The following is an 18578-nucleotide window of genomic DNA, read 5'->3' on the forward strand; positions in this document are numbered from 1 at the left end:
TCAGGCTAATAGCGTTAAGCTTTTGGGATATAACTTAAATCATATGTTTTTGTCTTAATTTATTGGTAAATTTGCACTCGCAGTTTGAACTATGCATTACCACGAGAGTTTACATAATTTTAAGGTTATTGGGATTAGTTATGAAAAGGCCGATGTGGAGACACGCGGGCAGTTTGCATTTCTAGACCAATACGCTGATGACTTTATACAAAAATCTAAAGAAAACAATATAGAGGATTTCTTTGTTTTGTCTACTTGTAATCGTACCGAGATATATTACTTCGGTTCGGAAGATGATAAAATGAAGGATATTTATTGTGATCAAGTTCAGGGAGATAAAGAGTTATTCGATGAGATTACCTTTGTTAAAGCCGGACGAGATGCTATCCACCATCTATTTAGAGTTTCTACAGGAATTGAAAGTCAGATTTTAGGTGATTTTGAGGTTTTAGCTCAAATGAAGAAGGCTTTTAAGGCCTTTAAAAAGAAAGGAACTTCCAATGCTCGTATGGAGCGAATCATGAATACCGCGATTCAGATTAGTAAGCAAATCAAGAATGAAACATCCTTAAGTGATGGAGCTACTTCGGTTTCGTATGCAGCGGTTCAGTATATTATTCAGAATATTCCTGATTTCAATGAAAAGAAGATTCTATTATTTGGAACAGGTAAGATTGGAAGAAATACTTGTGAGAATTTAGTTAAGCATTCTGATAATAAACATATTACACTGGTAAACAGAACACCAGAAAAAGCAGAAGCTTTAGGTAAAAAATTACAGCTTACATATAAGCCTATCGAGGAGTTAGAAAAAGAATTATCTAACACAGATATTTTAATTGTTGCAACTGGAGCTCCCAAGCCAACCATTTATAAATCTCTACTTCCACAAGACAGAGAAATGTTGGTGATAGATTTATCTATTCCAGAAAACGTAGCCAAAGATGTAGACGAGCTAGAAAAAATTCAAGTTCTGAATGTTGATGAGCTTTCTAACATCATTAATAAAACATTAAAATCTAGAGAATCTGAAATCCCAAAAGTTGAAACAATTATTCGACTTAAATTATGGGAATTCGAGGATTGGATTGAATCTAGGAAATATGTTCCAGCTATCGAAGCATTTAAAGATAGAATGGAATTCTTGAAATATCACGAGAAAAAGCAACTTCAGAAGAAGGAAGTAGAATTAAATGGTAAAGATCCTTTATCGGAAAGATTAATTCAAAAAATGACTAATCAATTTGCATCGCATATTATGGAGAACCCTGATTCTGCAGATGAAGTTATTGAATTAATGAATAAAGTCTTTAATTTAGAATTGGAGAAATGAAGCTAAGAATTGGTACTCGAAAAAGCCCACTAGCCATGTGGCAAGCCCACAAAGCACAGGCTTTATTAGAAGAAAATGGTTATGAAACCGAAATAATTCCAATTTCATCTGAAGGTGATCTTAAGTTATCTCAACCTATTTATCAATTAGGAATTACAGGTGTTTTCACTAAAACTCTAGACATTGCTTTAGTGAACAATCAAATCGATGTTGCTGTACACAGTTTAAAAGACGTTCCAACCCTTTTGGCCAATGGGCTTAAGCTTTCTGCTTGTTTAGAAAGAGGTGACAACCGAGATATTTTTATTACTAAATCAGATGATTTTTTCACCAAAGAGAAAAGAACCATCGCAACCGGAAGCCTTAGAAGAAGAGCATTTTGGTTAAATCAATTTCCTAATGATGAATTAGTTGATTTAAGAGGAAATGTTCAATTACGAATCCAAAAATTAATAGATAACGATTGGGATGCAGCCATATTTGCCTATGCTGGTCTCGATAGAAGTGAGATTTTACAAGAACTAAAGACTAAGGGCCTAAATTATCATTTCTTACCAGAAATGGTTTCTGCTCCTTCTCAAGGAATTGTAGGGATGGTAACAAGAGATGATTTAGACCTGTCGCATATCTCAAATAAAAATGCTGAAAAAGCAGCTTTGATAGAACGATCTTTCTTGAGAAAACTACAAGGTGGTTGTACCGCACCGATTGGTGGTTTTGCTAAAATTCTAGACAACGACCAAGTGGAGTTTAAAGGTGTAGTATTAAGTTTGAACGGAAAGCAAAAAATTGAAGTCAACGAGACGGCAGCAGTAGCAGATTCGCAAGAATTTGGAACTAGAATGGCGGATATTTGTATTGAACAAGGCGCCGCAGAAATGATTAAAAAAATTAAAAAGGAACTGAACGAAGCATAATTCAGTTTCAATTAAGTGCCAAAAAAACGGAGTTAAATTAATTTAACTCCGTTTTTTATTTATATGATATTTTAAACTTAATTAAGCATAATATTTAGCTCTAAGTTCTTTCACCTTAGGATCTTTTAAGTACTCGTCATAAGTCATATAACGATCAATCGTTCCTTTAGGCGTAATTTCAATAATTCTATTACAAACCGTTTGAATTAATTCGTGGTCATGAGACGACATTAATATGGTTCCTTTAAAGTTTTCTAATGAATTGTTTAAAGCCGAAATAGACTCTAAGTCTAAGTGGTTGGTTGGCTCATCAAATAAAAGCACGTTTCCTTTTAGCAACATCATTCTAGAAAACATACAACGCATTTTCTCTCCTCCTGATAACACAGAAGCCTTTTTAAGCGCTTCGTCCCCCGAGAACAACATTCTACCTAAGAAACCTCTTAAGTACTCTGCGTGTCTCTCCTCGTCAGTTTCCACATATTGACGTAACCAATCTACTAAGTCAACATCTGTATTGAAGAATTCAGTGTTATCTAATGGTAAGTACGTCTGAGTAGTTGTAATTCCCCAGTTAAAATCTCCTTCTTCTTTTTCTTGATTTCCAGTTATGATTTCAAAGAAAGCAGTTTTTGCTAAAGAGTTTTTAGAGAAAATCGCCACTTTGTCGCCTTTTGCTAAGTTGAAAGTGATATTTTTAAATAAAACCTCACCATCCACACTTGCTCCTAAATCTTTAACGTCCAAGATTTGGTCTCCTGCTTCTCTTTCCTGTTCGAAGATAATCGCAGGATAACGACGAGACGAAGGCTGAATTTCTTGCATGTCTAATTTATCGATCATTTTCTTACGCGCTGTTGCCTGTTTAGCCTTAGCCACGTTTGAACTAAATCGAGCGATAAATTCTTGTAATTCTTTTTTCTTCTCTTCTGCTTTCTTGTTCGCTTGTGCTCTCTGGCGAGTAGCCAATTGAGATGCCTCGTACCAGAAAGAGTAGTTACCAGAATACATATTCAATTTAGAATAATCGATATCCACAATATGTGTACAAACCGTATCAAGGAAGTGTCTATCGTGAGAAACCACAATTACTGTGTTTTCATAATCTGCTAAAAAGTTTTCTAACCAAGAAATAGTTTCAACATCCAAGTCGTTGGTAGGCTCATCCAGAATAAGAACGTCTGGGTTTCCAAATAAAGCTTGCGCCAAAAGGACACGCACTTTAGCTTTTGAATCTAATTCACCCATTAATTTATAGTGATCAGCTTCTGGAATTCCAACATTAGATAATAAGGTAGCAGCATCTGTTTCTGCATTCCATCCACCCATTTCTTCGTAGATGACTCCTAATTCCCCAGCTTTAATACCATCAGCCTCATCGAAATCTGGTTTAGCATAAAGCTCATCCATTTCTGTTTTAACGCTGAATAATTTTTCATTTCCTCTCAAAACGGTTTCTAAAACTGGAACATCATCATATTTAAAGTGATCTTGTTCTAGCGTAGACATCCTTTTATCTGATTCTAAAGAAACATGACCTGAAGTTGGTTCTTGCTCTCCAGCTAAAATCTTAAGGAAAGTTGATTTTCCGGCACCATTAGCGCCAATGATTCCATAACAATTACCTTTGGTAAATTTAACATTAACCTCATCGAAAAGGACTCTTTTACCAAATTGTAGGGAAATATTTGAAACTGTTAACATACTTGGAATAACTTTTGTATAATAATTCGCTGCAAAGATAATAAGAATTAACTGTCCTGTGATACAAAAAGAAATTAGAATTAGAAACAAGAAAGCTAAATTCAATTATGAATTACTTGAATCTTTTGATGCTGGTATTAAATTACAAGGAACGGAGATTAAATCGATTCGTATGGGTAAGGCGAGTATTGCTGAGAGTTTTTGTGAAGTAAAGGATGGAGAGGTTTATATTGTCAATATGCACATAGACGAATACGCTTGGGGAACTCATTACAATCACAAAATTAAACGTGATAGAAAACTCTTGTTGACAAAGAACGAGATTAAAAAGTTAGAAAAGCAAACACAAGATTTAGGGACAACTATTGTACCTACCTTATTATATATTAATAAAAAAGGATTGGCAAAATTGCGCATTTCTTTAGCAAAAGGTAAGAAGTTGTACGACAAAAGAAATTCTTTAAAAGAAAAAGATTTGAAGCGCGATATCGACAGAATTCAAAAGAATTTCTAAATTTGTAATAAATTTTGTTAAATTTAATAAATAAATCAATATTAAAATTTTAGAATATGAGTATGAAAAAGTTTAATTTAGTGCTAACATTAGCATTTGCATTGTTGTTCAGTGCATCTGTTAATGCGCAGGACTCGAGAAACCCATGGGGTATTTCGATTGGAGCACATGCTGTAGACCACACTTCGGTTCGCGGTATGTTTGACGGATTTTTTGATTATGACGATTATAGTATCGTACCACCATTATCAAAATTATCTTTAATTCGCCACTTAGGAGGTAAATTCTCTGCTGATTTAACAGCGTCTGTAGGTGAAGTAGACAACAAAAGAATGATGATTAATGATGAGTTCTTCATCAATGCAGGTTTAGGTTTAAGATATAAACTTTTAGGAACTGAAAGCGAAACTAAATGGTTTGATCCTTATGTAAGAGTAGGTGCTTCTTATAGCCATTTCGACTACAGCAATGTAAGTATCGATGCTGACAACCCATACACTGTTGCACAAAGAACAGGTTTGAACGACGATAACCCAAATAGTGATATGATCTATGGTGACTTTGATGGTCAAAAAGCATACTTTATGTTACAAGGTGGTTTAGGTATTAACTTCTGGTTAACTGAGCACTTTGGATTTAACGTAGCTTCTGATTTCAACGGAGCTCCTAGCGTAGAGAATGATTACGTAAACTTTTTCCAACACTCTGCTGGTATAACTTTCAAATTTGGAAAACAAGATAGAGACAAAGATGGTATTCCTGACGAAGAAGATGAATGTCCAGATACTTGGGGATTAGAAGAATTCAACGGATGTCCTGATACTGATGGTGACGGTATTCCTGATCACTTAGACGCTTGTCCAGAAGTTCCTGGTTTACCAGAATTCGACGGATGTGTTGATACAGACGGTGACGGTATTGCCGATAACTTAGACGAATGTCCTAACGAGGCTGGTCCTGCTGAAAACAACGGATGTCCTTGGCCTGATACTGACGGTGACGGATTCACTGACAACGTAGACAGATGTCCTTACGAAGCTGGTGTTGCTCCTGACGGTTGTCCAGAAGCTGCTCAAATGGTAGAAAACATTAACGTAGGATTCGTAGTTGAATTCGATTACGCTAAATCTACAATTAGAGACTCTTCTAAGCCTAGAATCGAGCAAAAAGCTAAAGAAATCAAGAGAGCTTTAGAAGTTTACCCAGATATGACATTATATATCGACGGTCACACAGATAACAAAGGTTCTGCTGCTTACAACAAGAAATTGTCTAAAGAGCGTGCAACTTCTATCGATAAAGCTTTAGAGGCTTACGGAATTGATGTTGACGTTATGACTCCAAGAGGTTTAGGAGAAGAAGTTCCTAAATGTACTAACGATACAGACGAAGGAAGACAATGTAACAGAAGAGTTGAAGTTACTATCAAGTCTTTAGGAGATAAAAAATAATTCTTAATCGAATTATCTAATAGTATAGAAGGCCGCCCATTGGGTGGCCTTTTTTTGTTTCAGTCCAATTAGGCTGACCTTATTATGAGTTATTTAATCCTTGTTGCTTAGCAGAATCTAATATCGAATTTTTGATATAGGTATATGTAAAGCCTTCTTAGTCCTTTCGGACATCTCCCTTTAAAGTGGAGCAGAATCATGTTCTTAATTATTTCCAAAGGTTTTCTACATTTTCGTATTCGGTTAAAAAGACTAGACCCTGAATCAAGTTCAGGGTGACGCTCCGAATTTAGTTGTTACGTTAAACAATTTTAAACAACCATTAAACCATTTTAAACTACTATTAAGCAATCTAAAATATCCTCTTTAACAAAGGCTAATTATGAAATAACTTAGTGGAATACCTTTTTCTTCTTTAAAGGCATTATTAAAGATTTTTAAATTGTTAATGAATTCGGTATGTATAAGGAATGAACAATCCGTGAACTGCGAACAGATAACCGGAAATCAAAAAAACCGTTTTGTATTAAATACAAAACGGTTTTTATATAATTTAAGTTAGAAATTATTTCACTTCAAAAGTAATCTTTAAGTTGACTCTGTATTCAGTAACAGTTCCATCCTTTACAACGGTAGAAAACTCTTTAACGTAAGCAGATTTAATTCCTTTAATAGTTTCAGATGCTTTCTCTACCCCTTTTTTGGTTGCGTCTTCCCATGATTGGGTTGAATTCGATAAAATTTCTACTACTTTTAATACTGACATAATAATTGTTTTTAAGGTTAAACCTAAATATACAAAAACTTATATCTTAATCATATTAAATTCAATGCTTTAACACTTACATAACAGTCCAAACATTATTAGAGATATCTATATCCGCAGTCTCCTGTTTTGCATCGATGGTTATTTTCTTTACGGGCTTATCAAATCCATAAAACTTAGTAAAGGTTTCATCGTTTAACCTCCACATCATATACGGATATCGAACTTCTTTTACGGTTCCATCTTCAAACTCAAAAGTCACCAATAATGGCATAATTAATTTACCTGGTCTATTATAAACCACTTCATAGAAGTAAGTAGGATTTTTAAGGTCTTTTCTCACTTTCGGGTCCATTTTAGAATCCAATTGCTTTAACTCTTTCATCTTTTTAAATTCGGCAGGATCTATCTCGTTTGATTTTTCAACAAATTGAAGCCTATTTTCGCCGTTTACTTGAGTTTTTTGCAAATAGTAAGGTGTTACCTTCTCAATCCCCATATCTACGTACCAGGTGGTATAAAACCATCCTCTCCAAAACCAATCTAAGTCCATGGCTGATGCGTCTTCCATCGTTCTAAAGAAATCTGCTGGTGTAGGGTGTTTAAACTTCCATCTGTTTGCATAAGTTCTAAAAGCATGATCAAACAGTTTTTTGCCCATAACCGTATTTCTAAGAACTACAAGCGCCGTTCCTGGCTTACCATAAGCATTTGCTCCAAAATTATGAACGTGATCACCTTGAGTCATAATAGGTTCTAATACTTTTTGAGGCATAGACATATACTCTACGATGTCTTTAGGCGCACCTCTTCTAGATGGGAAACTATCAAATCCTTCTGGAAATACTTCATTTGGAAATGATTTTTTAAAGTTTTGCTCCGTAGTGTATTGTAAAAATGTATTCAGGCCTTCATCCATCCATGTCCATTGTCTTTCATCGGAGTTAACGATCATTGGGAAAAAGTTATGTCCAATTTCATGAATAATCACCGCAATCATTCCGTATTTTGTTCTATCAGAAACATAGCCATCCTTTGTTGGTCTTCCAAAGTTCCAGCAAATCATTGGGTACTCCATTCCTTGATCTTCCGCTGAAACAGAAATTGCTTTATGATAGGGATAGTCAAAAGTTAAGTTAGAATATTCTTTTAATGTATGTGCCACGGTGCGCGTTGAATATTCTTCCCAAAGTGGATTAGCCTCTCTTGGATATAAAGACATCGCAATTACATCTTTATCATTTAATTTAACTGCCATAGCATCCCAAATAAATTTTCGAGATGAGCTAAATGCAAAATCACGAACATTATCTGCAAAGAACTTCCAAGTCTTCATTTTTTTCGACCTTGACTTTTCAGCTTTTGTTGCCTCGGCTTCATTTACAATCATAACAGGTTTATCATATGATTTCCAAGCCTGTTGCATACGTTGATACTGTTGGTTACTAAGTACTTCTTTCTCATTCATTAGTTTACCAGTAGCGTTCAAAACATGATCGTCCGGTACGGTGATACTTACATCATAAGTACCAAATGGAAGTGCAAACTCTGATCTACCCCAGAATTGCATGTTCTGCCAACCTTCTACATCGTTATATACCGCCATTCGTGGGAAGAATTGAGCAATCACATAAATTTTATTACCATCTTCCATTAACTCAAAGCCAGATCTTCCGCCCTCACCTTCTTTTCTATAGTTATTGATATTATAGTTCCATTTAATTCTGAAGCTAATTTTCTCAGTTGGAGCTAAGGGTTTTTCAAGGTCAATACGCATCATGGTTTGATTAATGATGAATTGCATATCCTTTCCATTAGCATCTTGAAGTAGTTCTAATTTAAACCCACCATCAAAGGCACCTTCACGGTATCTTTTAGAATAGGTTTCTATGGTCATTGGTCGCGTATCTGCTTTACTCTCGTATAACATCTTGGTTGGAGAATCAGCAGCACGCATATTTTGATCTAATTGAACCCAAAGATACTCCAGCATATCTGGCGAGTTATTGGTGTAGGTAATGGTTTCATCTCCATAAATTACATCCTTTTCCTCATCCAATCGAATGCTCATTTTATAATCAGCTTGTTGTTGGTAATAAGCTGGTCCAGGAGCTCCAGAAGCTGTTCTAAACATGTTTGGCGTAGGCAGTTCTTCTTTTAGCTGCTTGAATGGAGATTCATCGTAATGACCCTTGTTTTTATCTTCTTGTGCATAAACCGATAGCATCAAAAAGCTTAGAATCAAACACCATATTCTATTCATATCAAATAAATTTTTCTAAATATAAAAAAAAGCACCAATAATTGGTGCTTCTATCTTAGGTTTGAATTAATTTAATCGAATTGATTAAGTATCCAAAGTATGTTATAATGTAATTTTACCTTTCTCTGCTCCTTTTTTAGTTACAAAAGAATCTCGTTTACCATCAATATTAAATGTGATGAAATTCTGTTGTTCTGGGAATTCATTTACTAACATAGAGTTTTTAATCTCAATACTAGTTACTCCTTTAACATTAGGTATTTCGAAATACAATCTTGTTGCCTTAGGTGAAATTTGAGCTTTAGCATAATTAAATGTCTTAGGCGCTCCATTAATGCTTACAACAAAATTTTGTCTTAAATACTTTTCTGTAGCAGCATCGAAGGCTTCGAAGTTATCGGCAGAAACGCCAACAGCTTTTTCTAGATCTTCTGTTACAAATTTAGAGGTAAACTGCAATGCAGCACTTCCTGTGTTTAATTCTACTTTTGTGGTTGATGTATGGTAGTCGTGCATAATTGTAAAGGCAAATAATACCATACCAACGGCAAAAGTTAATATGTATTTTAAATTTCTCATCTTTTTTAGCTTGTTAAGGTTAAATTCAAACGCAATGCCAAATTCAAAAAGACATTGACATTTAACATATTAAGCCATCCACTGAGTCCAAGGAATCATGTAGAAGCAAACTAAAGCTAAGATTAAAAAGATTAAAGGAGAAACAGCAACGGTTTCACTCTTTTTAAGTTTAGCATTGGCAATAGTGATTAAAATTACCGCAGTAAACATCATCGCTGGGTGCTCTACTGCCAATAAACGACTTGCTTTATTTGACATAGCTTCACCGCTTTCCCAAATAGCTTGGATTTTTGGCGATAGGATATACATTACTAAACCAATTAAAAACTGAATATGGAAAGATAAAACAGTATAAAAGAATACTTTTCTAATGTTTCTATGTAGTGGTTTTTTAGTCGCAAAGTGGTACACTGCTGCTAATAGCGTGATGATGGTTAAAATCAAAACCAAATAAGCCCATCCACTGTGGAACTGTAGTAAAAAATTGTAAACTTCTGTCATTATCTTGTTTATTTATGTTCAAACAAATATAGTCTTTTAAAATTAATGCAAAAAAAACGCGGGCAATTTGCCCGCGTTTAATATTTAATAAGACTCTAATTCGAATATTAGAAGTTGTATGTAACTGAAGCGTTCCATGTTCTTCCGTTACCGAAGTAGTATCCGTAGCTATCTTGTTGAGAAATGTAGTTGTGGTTGAATAAGTTTCTCACATTACCTCTCAATTTGATATCCTGGTTTCCAAATTTAAACTTGTAAGTTAAACCTGTGTTTATCAAAGCATAGTCGTCAATTTTTTCTACTTGGTATTCTTCACCTTTTCTAACTGCCTCAACTAAATCTTCTACATCAACAAATCCGAAGAATTTACCGTAGATATTTAAGTCAGCATCCCAAGAAAAGTTTCTTGTAATATTCCATTTAGTTCCGAAACCAGCAGTTACTTGTGGAGCTTCACCAACTTTAACACCAGTCAAATCAACTTCTCCACTATCAACAGTTTGGTTTTGGTCTTCTTCTCTAACTTTGAATGGAGTTGTTCCATCGTAGTTCCAGTCACCATAAGTAACATAACCTCTAACATTGAAGTTTCTGTTAACTTTAGCGTCGAAGTCTAATTCTAAACCTTTGTGTAACTGACCTACTTCTGTATATAAGAATTGTACTCTTGAATATAAGTTACCGTTTGATGCAGTATACTCTTGTCCTCCTGCTTGGAAGAATCTGTTATCCCACTTAGAGTAGTAAGCGTTTAAGTTAACTTTCAATTTATTAGTTTGGTATTGGTAACCAGCCTCAAATCCTGTAATTAACTCATTGTCTACCTCTGGATCAACTAAAGTACTGCTGTATCTTACGTTATCGAAGATATTATCTAAGAATGGTTGACGAGAGTAGTATCCAGCGTTAGCGAATAATTTATTCTCACCGTTGATGCTAACAGAAGCACCACCTTTTACGTTATATCCTACTTTGTTTACTTTATCAGACTCACCTAAATCAGCCCAACGACCTTCTCTTTGGTAGCTTTGTGTAGAAACCGCACCTTGGAAGAAAGTTGAGAATCTTTCAGTTGCATACTCTAACTGACCAAATCCACCGATGTAGTTGATTTTCTCTGAATAGTCATAAGAAATTCTCTCATCCTCATCTGCATAGTTAAATAAAGCTGCCCAAGGGTTTGCTTCGTATGTTGCACTAACAACATTTCCACCTAAAGACTCATCTCTTCTGAAGTCATCATTCCAAGAAGTTAAACCTAATAAATCGTTTAATTGTTGGAAGTGAGTTCCTTTGTACATTCTACCGTCGAATCCAACGTTTAATGATAACTCATCAGAGAAATCATGGTTGAAGTTAGATACTAAACCATACCAGTTGTGGTTGTTAACTGATGAACGTCTAATGATACCATTTCCAAAACTACCCGCACCGTTTTCTACGTTGTTGATATTGTTTTGTTGTAATAAATCGAAGTTGAAATCACCTGATTCTGTATAGTATTGATCTGCACCATCTCTAAAGTAATCGATTGGAGCGTAAGAACCATATGGTCTTGAAGAGTTACCTGCAGGTCCTGTTCCACCACCTCTACCGAATGAAGCATATAATACAGTTGATAAGTATGATTTATCTGAAATATCAAAATCCCAGTTTAAGTTTAAGATTGGTTTGTGGTAGTAGTTTTGTCTCCAAGAGAACTGCTCACCATTTAAGAAACCAAAGTTTGAGTTCCATTTAGTACCGTAAGTCTCATAACTTCTTGCACCTGTCATATTCTTAGAGAAGTTCTGACCGTGTAATTGTGGAGCACCAGTAACTAAGAAGTTGAAGTTATGTGTATCATTTGGTTTAAATCCAACTGACATAAAATAACTTTGTCCGTTACCATAAGTACCTTTAGCATATTTTCTGTGTGCTTGCCAGTGGCTTAAAGCGATAGAGAATGCCCATTTGTCTACTAAACCAGTGTTGTATCCAACAGATCCTTTGAAATAAGAATCGTTACCAACTAAACCTTGAACATATCCACCTTGTTTCTTATCTGTAGCTTTAGTTACGATATTTACCGTACCACCCACAGAAGAAATAGCTAATTTAGAAGAACCTAAACCTCTCTGTACCTGTACTGCGTTTGCAATATCAGTAATTCCTGACCAGTTAGACCAGTACATTCTACCGTCTTCCATTCCGTTGATTGGCTGACCGTTTAATAAGAATGCTGTGTTAGTTTGGTCAAATCCACGTAAATACATTTGTGAATCACCAAAACCACCTGCTTGGTTAGAAACGTATACGTTTGGAGTGTTTTCTAGAATCTCTGGAAACTCTACGTTACCTTGAGCTTTGTCTAAGATTTCTTCTCTGAAAACTGTTGATACAGCTACAGGAGTTTTTCTATCTTCCTCTAAGTCGATAACTCCTTTACCTACTACAACCATGCTACCTAAAGAAACTCCTTCTCCAGATAAAGCGATTGTACCTAAATTTAATGTCTCTCCGTCTACTCCCGTAAATGAAACTTGTTGAGAACCATTTGAAATATCAAGAATCTCTAAGATTCCTTCACCTGCTTCTGTGGTTATACTAAAAGAACCATCAGTTTGTGTATTTACAGAACTAGCTGTGCCTAACACATTTACTTGTGCGCCAGAGATAGGAAAGCTATCTCCATCTACCACATTACCGGTAATTACAGCCTGCGAGAACGCAAAGGATGTAAAAACAACCATTAAAAGTCCTGATAAAAGACCTTTGGATACATTTAACCTCATTGTGTTTATTTGTTTTTTAGATTTCGTTGCAAAATTGAGTTGAATTGATAAATTGAATGTTACCTTAATGTTAATTATTGTGAATTATATAAAAATGCATCATTTAGAATGCCTTTAAACTAAGATCTATATTTTTTGCTGAATGAATTATGGCTCCAGACGAAATAAAATCTACGCCAGTTTCAGCAACTTCTTTTAAAGTTTCTAATGTAATCCCGCCAGATGCCTCTGTTTCTGCAAGATCACCAATCATATCTACTGCTTTCTTGGTTTCTTCTATAGAGAAGTTATCAATCATAATCCTATCTACCTGAGCATCCAATGCTTGTTGGACCTCCTCTAGGTTACGGGTTTCTACCTCTATCTTTAAATCTAGATTATTCTCCTTTAAATAGGCTCTTGTTTTTTGAACAGCCTTTTCGATCCCGCCCGCATAATCTATATGATTGTCTTTCAGCATAATCATATCATACAATCCAAATCTATGATTGTGTGCACCACCAATCACTACAGCCCACTTTTCAATCATTCTGAAATTAGGTGTAGTTTTACGAGTGTCCAAAACTTTAGTATGAGTTCCAGCAACCTCCCTCGCCATTGAGTTGGCTAAAGTTGCGATTCCAGACATGCGCTGCATTATATTTAATACCAAACGCTCTGCTGTTAAAATAGATTGAGCCGAACCTTCAACTGTAAAAGCTATATCTCCAACTTTCATCTCATCCCCATCAGACATCAGCGAATTAAATTTTAGATCTGGATCTAAATAAGAAAAGACGATTTCCGCCAGTTCTACACCCGCTAAAATACCGTCTTCTTTTACTAATAATCTTGCTCTATTCTGAGCCTCATAAGGAATACTTGCTAAAGTTGAATGGTCACCATCACCCACATCTTCTCTAAATGCTTGATGGATGAAACTTATTAATTTTTCATCGGTGATATAGGATGGCCTTTCGATTTTATTCATCTTCTAAAATTGTGAATTCTAAAGTAGAAATTTTATCTAAATGTTAAAATTATGTTTAAATCTACTGCAAATTTAAACAATATTCAAATTATACCTCTAAATCTTTGTTAAAAAAGGCCCCACGATTCTCCTTTTGTTGGATACTTTGGCTAATAATTAAATGCGCTACACTCACTAAATTTCTTAATTCAGAAAGCTGTGGCGACAATATCGAGAATTGATAAAGTTCATTTACAGATTTAAATATTTTATCTGCTTGCATAGCGGCTAACTTCAATCTTTCATGGCTTCGAACAATTCCTACAAGATCACTCATCAATGACTGCAAATCTTTTCGCAAATAAGTAATCACAACCATTTCGTCCATCATGCGCATACCTTCATCATCCCACTCAGGAACATTAGATAAATAATCATAATTAAAATCATCCTTTTCTAAAAGCTCAGCAGTTTTAACGGCAGCATTATGCCCATAAACTAATGCTTCAAGCAAGGAATTCGAGGCTAATCTATTTGCTCCATGCAATCCTGTATTGGTGCATTCACCAACTGCAAAAAGATTTTTGATGCTGGTCTGACCGTCTTTATCTACATTAATCCCTCCACATAAATAATGTTGAGCTGGAACCACTGGAATGAGCTGATTAAATAAATCAATTCCTTCTGAAAGACATTTCTCGTAAATATTTGGGAAGTGAGCCAAGAATTTTTCTCTATCTAAATGACGACAATCCAAGCCAACGTATTCGGCGCCGGTTTTTTTCATGACATCATCTATGGCGCGTGCCACAATATCTCTTGAGGCTAATTCTTCTCTTTCATCATAATCCTGCATAAATGGCTCATCTTTCATGGTGCGCAATTTTGCACCAAAACCTCTAACCGCTTCTGAAATTAAGAAGAGTCTACCACTTCTATTACTATATAAAGCCGTTGGATGAAATTGAATAAATGCCATATTTCTAATTTCTGCTTTAGCTCTATATGCTAAACCAATGCCGTCACCTGTAGCAATGACTGGATTGGTGGTGTTTTCATAAACTTGTCCCACGCCACCCGTCGCCATTAAGGTTATTTTTGCTGTATATTTCAAGATTTTCTTGGCATAAATATCCAAAACATAAGCGCCATAACACTGAATGTTTTCCTGATTAAATTCAGAAGCCTTAACGTGATGTTCTGTAATAAGATCAATCACATGATGATGCGCCAGAAGTGTTGTATTTTCTAATTTATCAATCGCAGCTAATAAAGCTCTTTCAATCTCAAAACCTGTAATATCTTTGTGATGAACCACCCTATTTTCTGAATGGCCACCTTCTTTGCCTAAATCGAAAGTACCGATTTCGTTCACATCGAATTGTGCGCCCCAATCAATAATTTCCTTGAATCTTTTTGGACCTTCTTTGACTACCATTTCAACAACTTCGCGATCATTTAGGTAATCACCCGCCATCATGGTGTCTTCTATATGTTTATTGAAACTATCGTTATCAAAGTCGGTGACAACAGCGACGCCGCCTTGTGCGTATTTAGTATTGGACTCGTCTTCGTCTGCCTTGGTAACAATGGTTATTTTTGCATCAGGATTTCTCTGCGCGACTTTTAAAGCATAAGATAAACCGGAAATTCCAGACCCAATGACGAGGACGTCTGTTGCTAGCATGTGTTAAATAAATTATAGATAGAAATGGAATGTACTCTCATTCCATTTAGGCGTCAAATTTATTACCATTAATTAAGATTACAAAACAATTGTTTTGATCGTGATTTCAACTTCGCACAGCAAATTCTAATCGATTATTTTCTTAGATTTTCGCTTAGGATAATAATTTAACCCTAGACCTATATAGTGATTGTTCATATCGTGAGATGAGCTTGTGTCTGGAGAGACTATTAAATTATAGGTATTTACTTCTGTCTCAAAATACTTATTGAACCCAAGATGACCATGAACATTCAAATTAAACACACCTATTTTGGTGGGAACTATAAAACCAACATTTCCAATGACACCGTAAAGGAATTCATTGTTAATATTTGTTTCGTATTCTACACCAATTACATCCTGTTGATCAGGTAGATTGGTTGATAATGCAGTCAAACCATAATTAATTCTACCGGTAGTTAACATATAAGAAACTTGTGGGCCAACACCTATAACTAAATAATTATTTTTTAGCGGTAGCATATATTCGTAAGTTGGCGCTATTTTGAATTCATTATAAAGAGTAAATAACTCAGTATGTTTAGCAAATCCTAGATAGGCATCTTCTTCTTTAATTTCATAGGAATCCTTAAAATAGTAAGGAAATAAGGAATAACGTAATTGTAATTTTAAATTATGATTCTGCCATTGATGATAATTCCATACAAGTCCTAAATCAATGGATTTTATATTTTCTATTTTATAATCTACAGAGTTATTTTCGTTGTTCACAAAACGTAAATCTCTATTGAAGCTTAAACCGATTTTCCAATAATCGTCGAATAGATTTGATTGTTCTGTTTGCGCTTGAAGCTTAAACAAAAATAAAACCAGAAACATAAAAAAAATGTTTCTGGTTTTTAAATTTAAAAATCTTTTAATATTCTTGACCATCATAAATGTCAATTTTAAATTGTTAATATGAAATCAAAAATCTAAAACCAAATTATTTTGAAATAAAACAAGAAAACTTATTAACAATATTAGTTTAATAGAGAAAACATAGGATTTTAAACCCACTATTCTTCTACATCTTATTGCCAAAAGACTTCATCAACTTTTCAACAATCGGCGCATCTCGATTGATAAATACCTTTCTATATTTCCCATTTTTTAATTTAAAAACCAATCCAACTACGGACTTAATTTCAACAGAATCAATTTCTGAGAAGCTTAACGTCGTTTGCTTAGATAGTTTTGTAAAACTGAAATAGAGTAAAAAGACATTTAATAAAGCAAACACCAACCAAACCCATTTCAGAATATCATCTTGATAATTGAACAATAAGAAGAAAACTGCCGCATTCAAGACATTTAATCCAAAAACAAAGCGAATTAAATTCACCAAATTCTTGTTCTGATCCTGAAAACGAATCTCTTTCTTCTTATTGTCAATTACTAAATTTTGCATTATTTCTTATAGTTAACTACGGCTTCTATAAAGGCTCTTGCATTTTCAACCGGAATATTTGGTAGAATTCCATGCCCTAAATTCGCAATGTATTTGGTCGTTCCAAACTCATCGATCATTTCTTTCACCATTTTCTGAATCGTTTCTGGTGGAGAAAGTAAGCGCGACGGATCGAAGTTACCTTGAAGCGTAATTCTATTTTTGGTCATTTCGCGTGCTACAGAAGGCTTAATCGTCCAATCCACACCCAACGCCGAGGCATTTGACTGGCTCATTTCATCTAATGCATACCAACATCCTTTAGCAAAAACTACTACCGGAACTTGTTCGTATAAAGCATCCACGATTTGAGTTATGTAGGGATAAGAAAATTCTTGATAATCCTTTGGCGATAGCATACCACCCCAAGAATCAAAAATTTGAATTACATCTGCTCCAGAGTTTATTTTCTCTTTTAAGTAAATTATAGTAGAATCTGTAATTTTCTGCAATAATTCATGCGCAGCTTTCGTCTCTGTGTACGCAAATGCTTTTGCTTTGTCAAAATTCTTAGAACCTTGTCCTTGCACGGCATAACAGAAAATTGTCCAAGGTGAACCAGCGAAACCAATCAATGGAATTTCGTCGTTTAAGGCTTCCTTGGTGATTTTTAATGCATCGAAAACATATTTCAACTCATCATTTACATCACCCGTACGAAGTTTAGCCACATCTGCAGCAGAACGCACAGGATTATCTAACCATGGTCCAACACCAGGTCTCATTTCAAAAGGCAAGCCCATAGCTTGTGGAATCACCAAAATATCGGAGAAAATAATCGCGGCGTCGATAGGAAATCTACGAACAGGTTGCATCGTGATTTCAGCAGCCATATCTGGTGTTTGACAACGAGTGAAAAAGTCATATTTATCCTTTAACTCCATGAATTCAGGTAAGTAACGACCTGCTTGTCTCATCATCCAAACTGGCGGACGACTTACTTCTTCTCCACGTAAAGCTCTTAGCAATAAATCATTTTTCGGCATTCAATCTTGTTTTTATAAATTGTATAAGCGAATCATTGTCCGGTCTATCCGGAAATTCAGCTTTTCTACCCATGCTTTCTTCTACAGCATCGGCAGTTGTTTTACCAATGGCAAAAATACGCCCTTTTTCGGCAATCCCATATTGTTCTACAAAAGAATTTACCCCCGACGGACTGTAGAAGACATAGGCGTCAAAATCATCTTCTATTTCAATGTTTTTATAGGTCGTGTGATAAGCAACAATTTCATTGACTTCATGGCCTAAAGCTTTTAAAGATTCTGGGATGGTATCCCGTCGAATTTGGCTACATAAAAAATTAAAAACAGTCTTTTCTTTAAAATTATTTTTAATAAAATCGACTAGTTCAACCGCATACAAAGCACAATGCGCAACATGATAGCCAGCTTTTTCTAAAATTTCTTTAGACTTTTCACCTACAATATAAAACTGAGAAGAACTTGGCAAATCTTTAATCAAACGAGCTGATCTAACACTACTGACTATAAAATTCGTGCTTGTTGTATCAATATGCTGCTCTATTTCGGCCCAATCATTTTCCTCCGTTTGAATAAAATCATGACTTTCGACTTGAAAACCATCACCTAAGGCAGTTTTCAATTCATCCACCGGAAATTCTTTAGTAAATAAAATCCGTTTCATG

16 protein-coding genes are annotated in these 18578 nt (G+C 35.1%); 4 read left to right on the forward strand and 12 right to left on the reverse strand.

The window, feature by feature from the left end:
• Positions 1–91: 91 nt before the first annotated feature.
• On the forward strand, positions 92–1333 hold the full coding sequence (gene hemA / locus NLM59_RS01200) for a glutamyl-tRNA reductase (protein ID WP_304415913.1): 1242 nt from the start codon (positions 92–94) through the stop codon (positions 1331–1333).
• Positions 1330–2250 (forward strand): hydroxymethylbilane synthase, encoded by a 921-nt coding sequence (gene hemC / locus NLM59_RS01205; protein WP_304415914.1) that lies wholly within the window; start codon positions 1330–1332, stop codon positions 2248–2250. The genes hemA and hemC overlap by 4 nt, the downstream gene beginning before the upstream one ends.
• Positions 2251–2331: 81 nt before the next feature.
• Here hemC and NLM59_RS01210 read toward each other — a convergent pair whose 3' ends face one another.
• A complete protein-coding gene (locus NLM59_RS01210; protein ID WP_304415915.1) occupies positions 2332–3954 on the reverse strand; it encodes an ABC-F family ATP-binding cassette domain-containing protein in 1623 nt (540 codons plus the stop codon).
• A 61-nt stretch (positions 3955–4015) separates the two neighbouring features.
• On the opposite strand from NLM59_RS01210, the gene smpB reads away from it, so the two are divergent.
• Together smpB and NLM59_RS01220 are read left to right on the forward strand one after the other, a co-directional pair.
• Positions 4016–4468 carry an SsrA-binding protein SmpB gene (gene smpB / locus NLM59_RS01215; protein WP_304416113.1) on the forward strand — a complete coding sequence of 151 codons (453 nt, stop codon included), beginning with the start codon at positions 4016–4018 and terminating at the stop codon, positions 4466–4468.
• A 56-nt stretch (positions 4469–4524) separates the two neighbouring features.
• The gene (locus NLM59_RS01220; protein ID WP_304415916.1) at positions 4525–5919 is read left to right on the forward strand and encodes an OmpA family protein; all 1395 of its coding nucleotides are present in this window, start codon (positions 4525–4527) and stop codon (positions 5917–5919) included.
• A gap of 565 nt (positions 5920–6484) precedes the next feature.
• On the opposite strand, the gene NLM59_RS01225 is transcribed toward NLM59_RS01220, so the two are convergent.
• The 11 genes from NLM59_RS01225 to NLM59_RS01275 form a co-directional block, all read right to left on the reverse strand.
• Entirely contained in the window at positions 6485–6685 is a 201-nt protein-coding gene (locus NLM59_RS01225; RefSeq protein WP_304415917.1) for a dodecin family protein, read from the reverse strand.
• 76 nt (positions 6686–6761) lie between these two features.
• Positions 6762–8948, reverse strand: coding sequence for a M1 family metallopeptidase (locus NLM59_RS01230; protein ID WP_304415918.1), 2187 nt, complete (start codon positions 8946–8948; stop codon positions 6762–6764).
• A 102-nt stretch (positions 8949–9050) separates the two neighbouring features.
• Entirely contained in the window at positions 9051–9527 is a 477-nt protein-coding gene (locus tag NLM59_RS01235; protein ID WP_304415919.1) for a DUF6702 family protein, read from the reverse strand.
• 69 nt (positions 9528–9596) lie between these two features.
• Positions 9597–10028 carry a hypothetical protein gene (locus NLM59_RS01240; RefSeq protein WP_304415920.1) on the reverse strand — a complete coding sequence of 144 codons (432 nt, stop codon included), beginning with the start codon at positions 10026–10028 and terminating at the stop codon, positions 9597–9599.
• A gap of 107 nt (positions 10029–10135) precedes the next feature.
• Positions 10136–12802 carry a TonB-dependent receptor gene (locus tag NLM59_RS01245; protein ID WP_304415921.1) on the reverse strand — a complete coding sequence of 889 codons (2667 nt, stop codon included), beginning with the start codon at positions 12800–12802 and terminating at the stop codon, positions 10136–10138.
• Positions 12803–12905: 103 nt separating this feature from the next.
• Entirely contained in the window at positions 12906–13763 is an 858-nt protein-coding gene (nadC, locus tag NLM59_RS01250; protein ID WP_304416114.1) for a carboxylating nicotinate-nucleotide diphosphorylase, read from the reverse strand.
• Between the two features lie 97 nt (positions 13764–13860).
• Complete coding sequence (gene nadB, locus NLM59_RS01255) at positions 13861–15438, reverse strand: L-aspartate oxidase (RefSeq protein WP_304415922.1); 1578 nt, start codon at positions 15436–15438, stop codon at positions 13861–13863.
• A gap of 126 nt (positions 15439–15564) precedes the next feature.
• Positions 15565–16320 carry a hypothetical protein gene (locus NLM59_RS01260; RefSeq protein WP_304415923.1) on the reverse strand — a complete coding sequence of 252 codons (756 nt, stop codon included), beginning with the start codon at positions 16318–16320 and terminating at the stop codon, positions 15565–15567.
• A 187-nt stretch (positions 16321–16507) separates the two neighbouring features.
• Positions 16508–16891: a hypothetical protein gene (locus tag NLM59_RS01265; RefSeq protein WP_304415924.1), complete on the reverse strand. Its 384-nt coding sequence runs from the start codon at positions 16889–16891 to the stop codon at positions 16508–16510.
• Positions 16891–17916 carry a uroporphyrinogen decarboxylase gene (hemE, locus tag NLM59_RS01270; protein WP_304415925.1) on the reverse strand — a complete coding sequence of 342 codons (1026 nt, stop codon included), beginning with the start codon at positions 17914–17916 and terminating at the stop codon, positions 16891–16893. The genes NLM59_RS01265 and hemE overlap by 1 nt, the downstream gene beginning before the upstream one ends.
• Positions 17903–18577, reverse strand: coding sequence for a uroporphyrinogen-III synthase (locus NLM59_RS01275; protein WP_304415926.1), 675 nt, complete (start codon positions 18575–18577; stop codon positions 17903–17905). Before NLM59_RS01275 ends, hemE begins: the two co-directional genes overlap by 14 nt.
• Between the last annotated feature and the right edge of the window lies 1 nt (position 18578).

This window comes from Profundicola chukchiensis, assembly GCF_029664245.1.
Classification (GTDB): domain Bacteria; phylum Bacteroidota; class Bacteroidia; order Flavobacteriales; family Weeksellaceae; genus Profundicola; species Profundicola chukchiensis.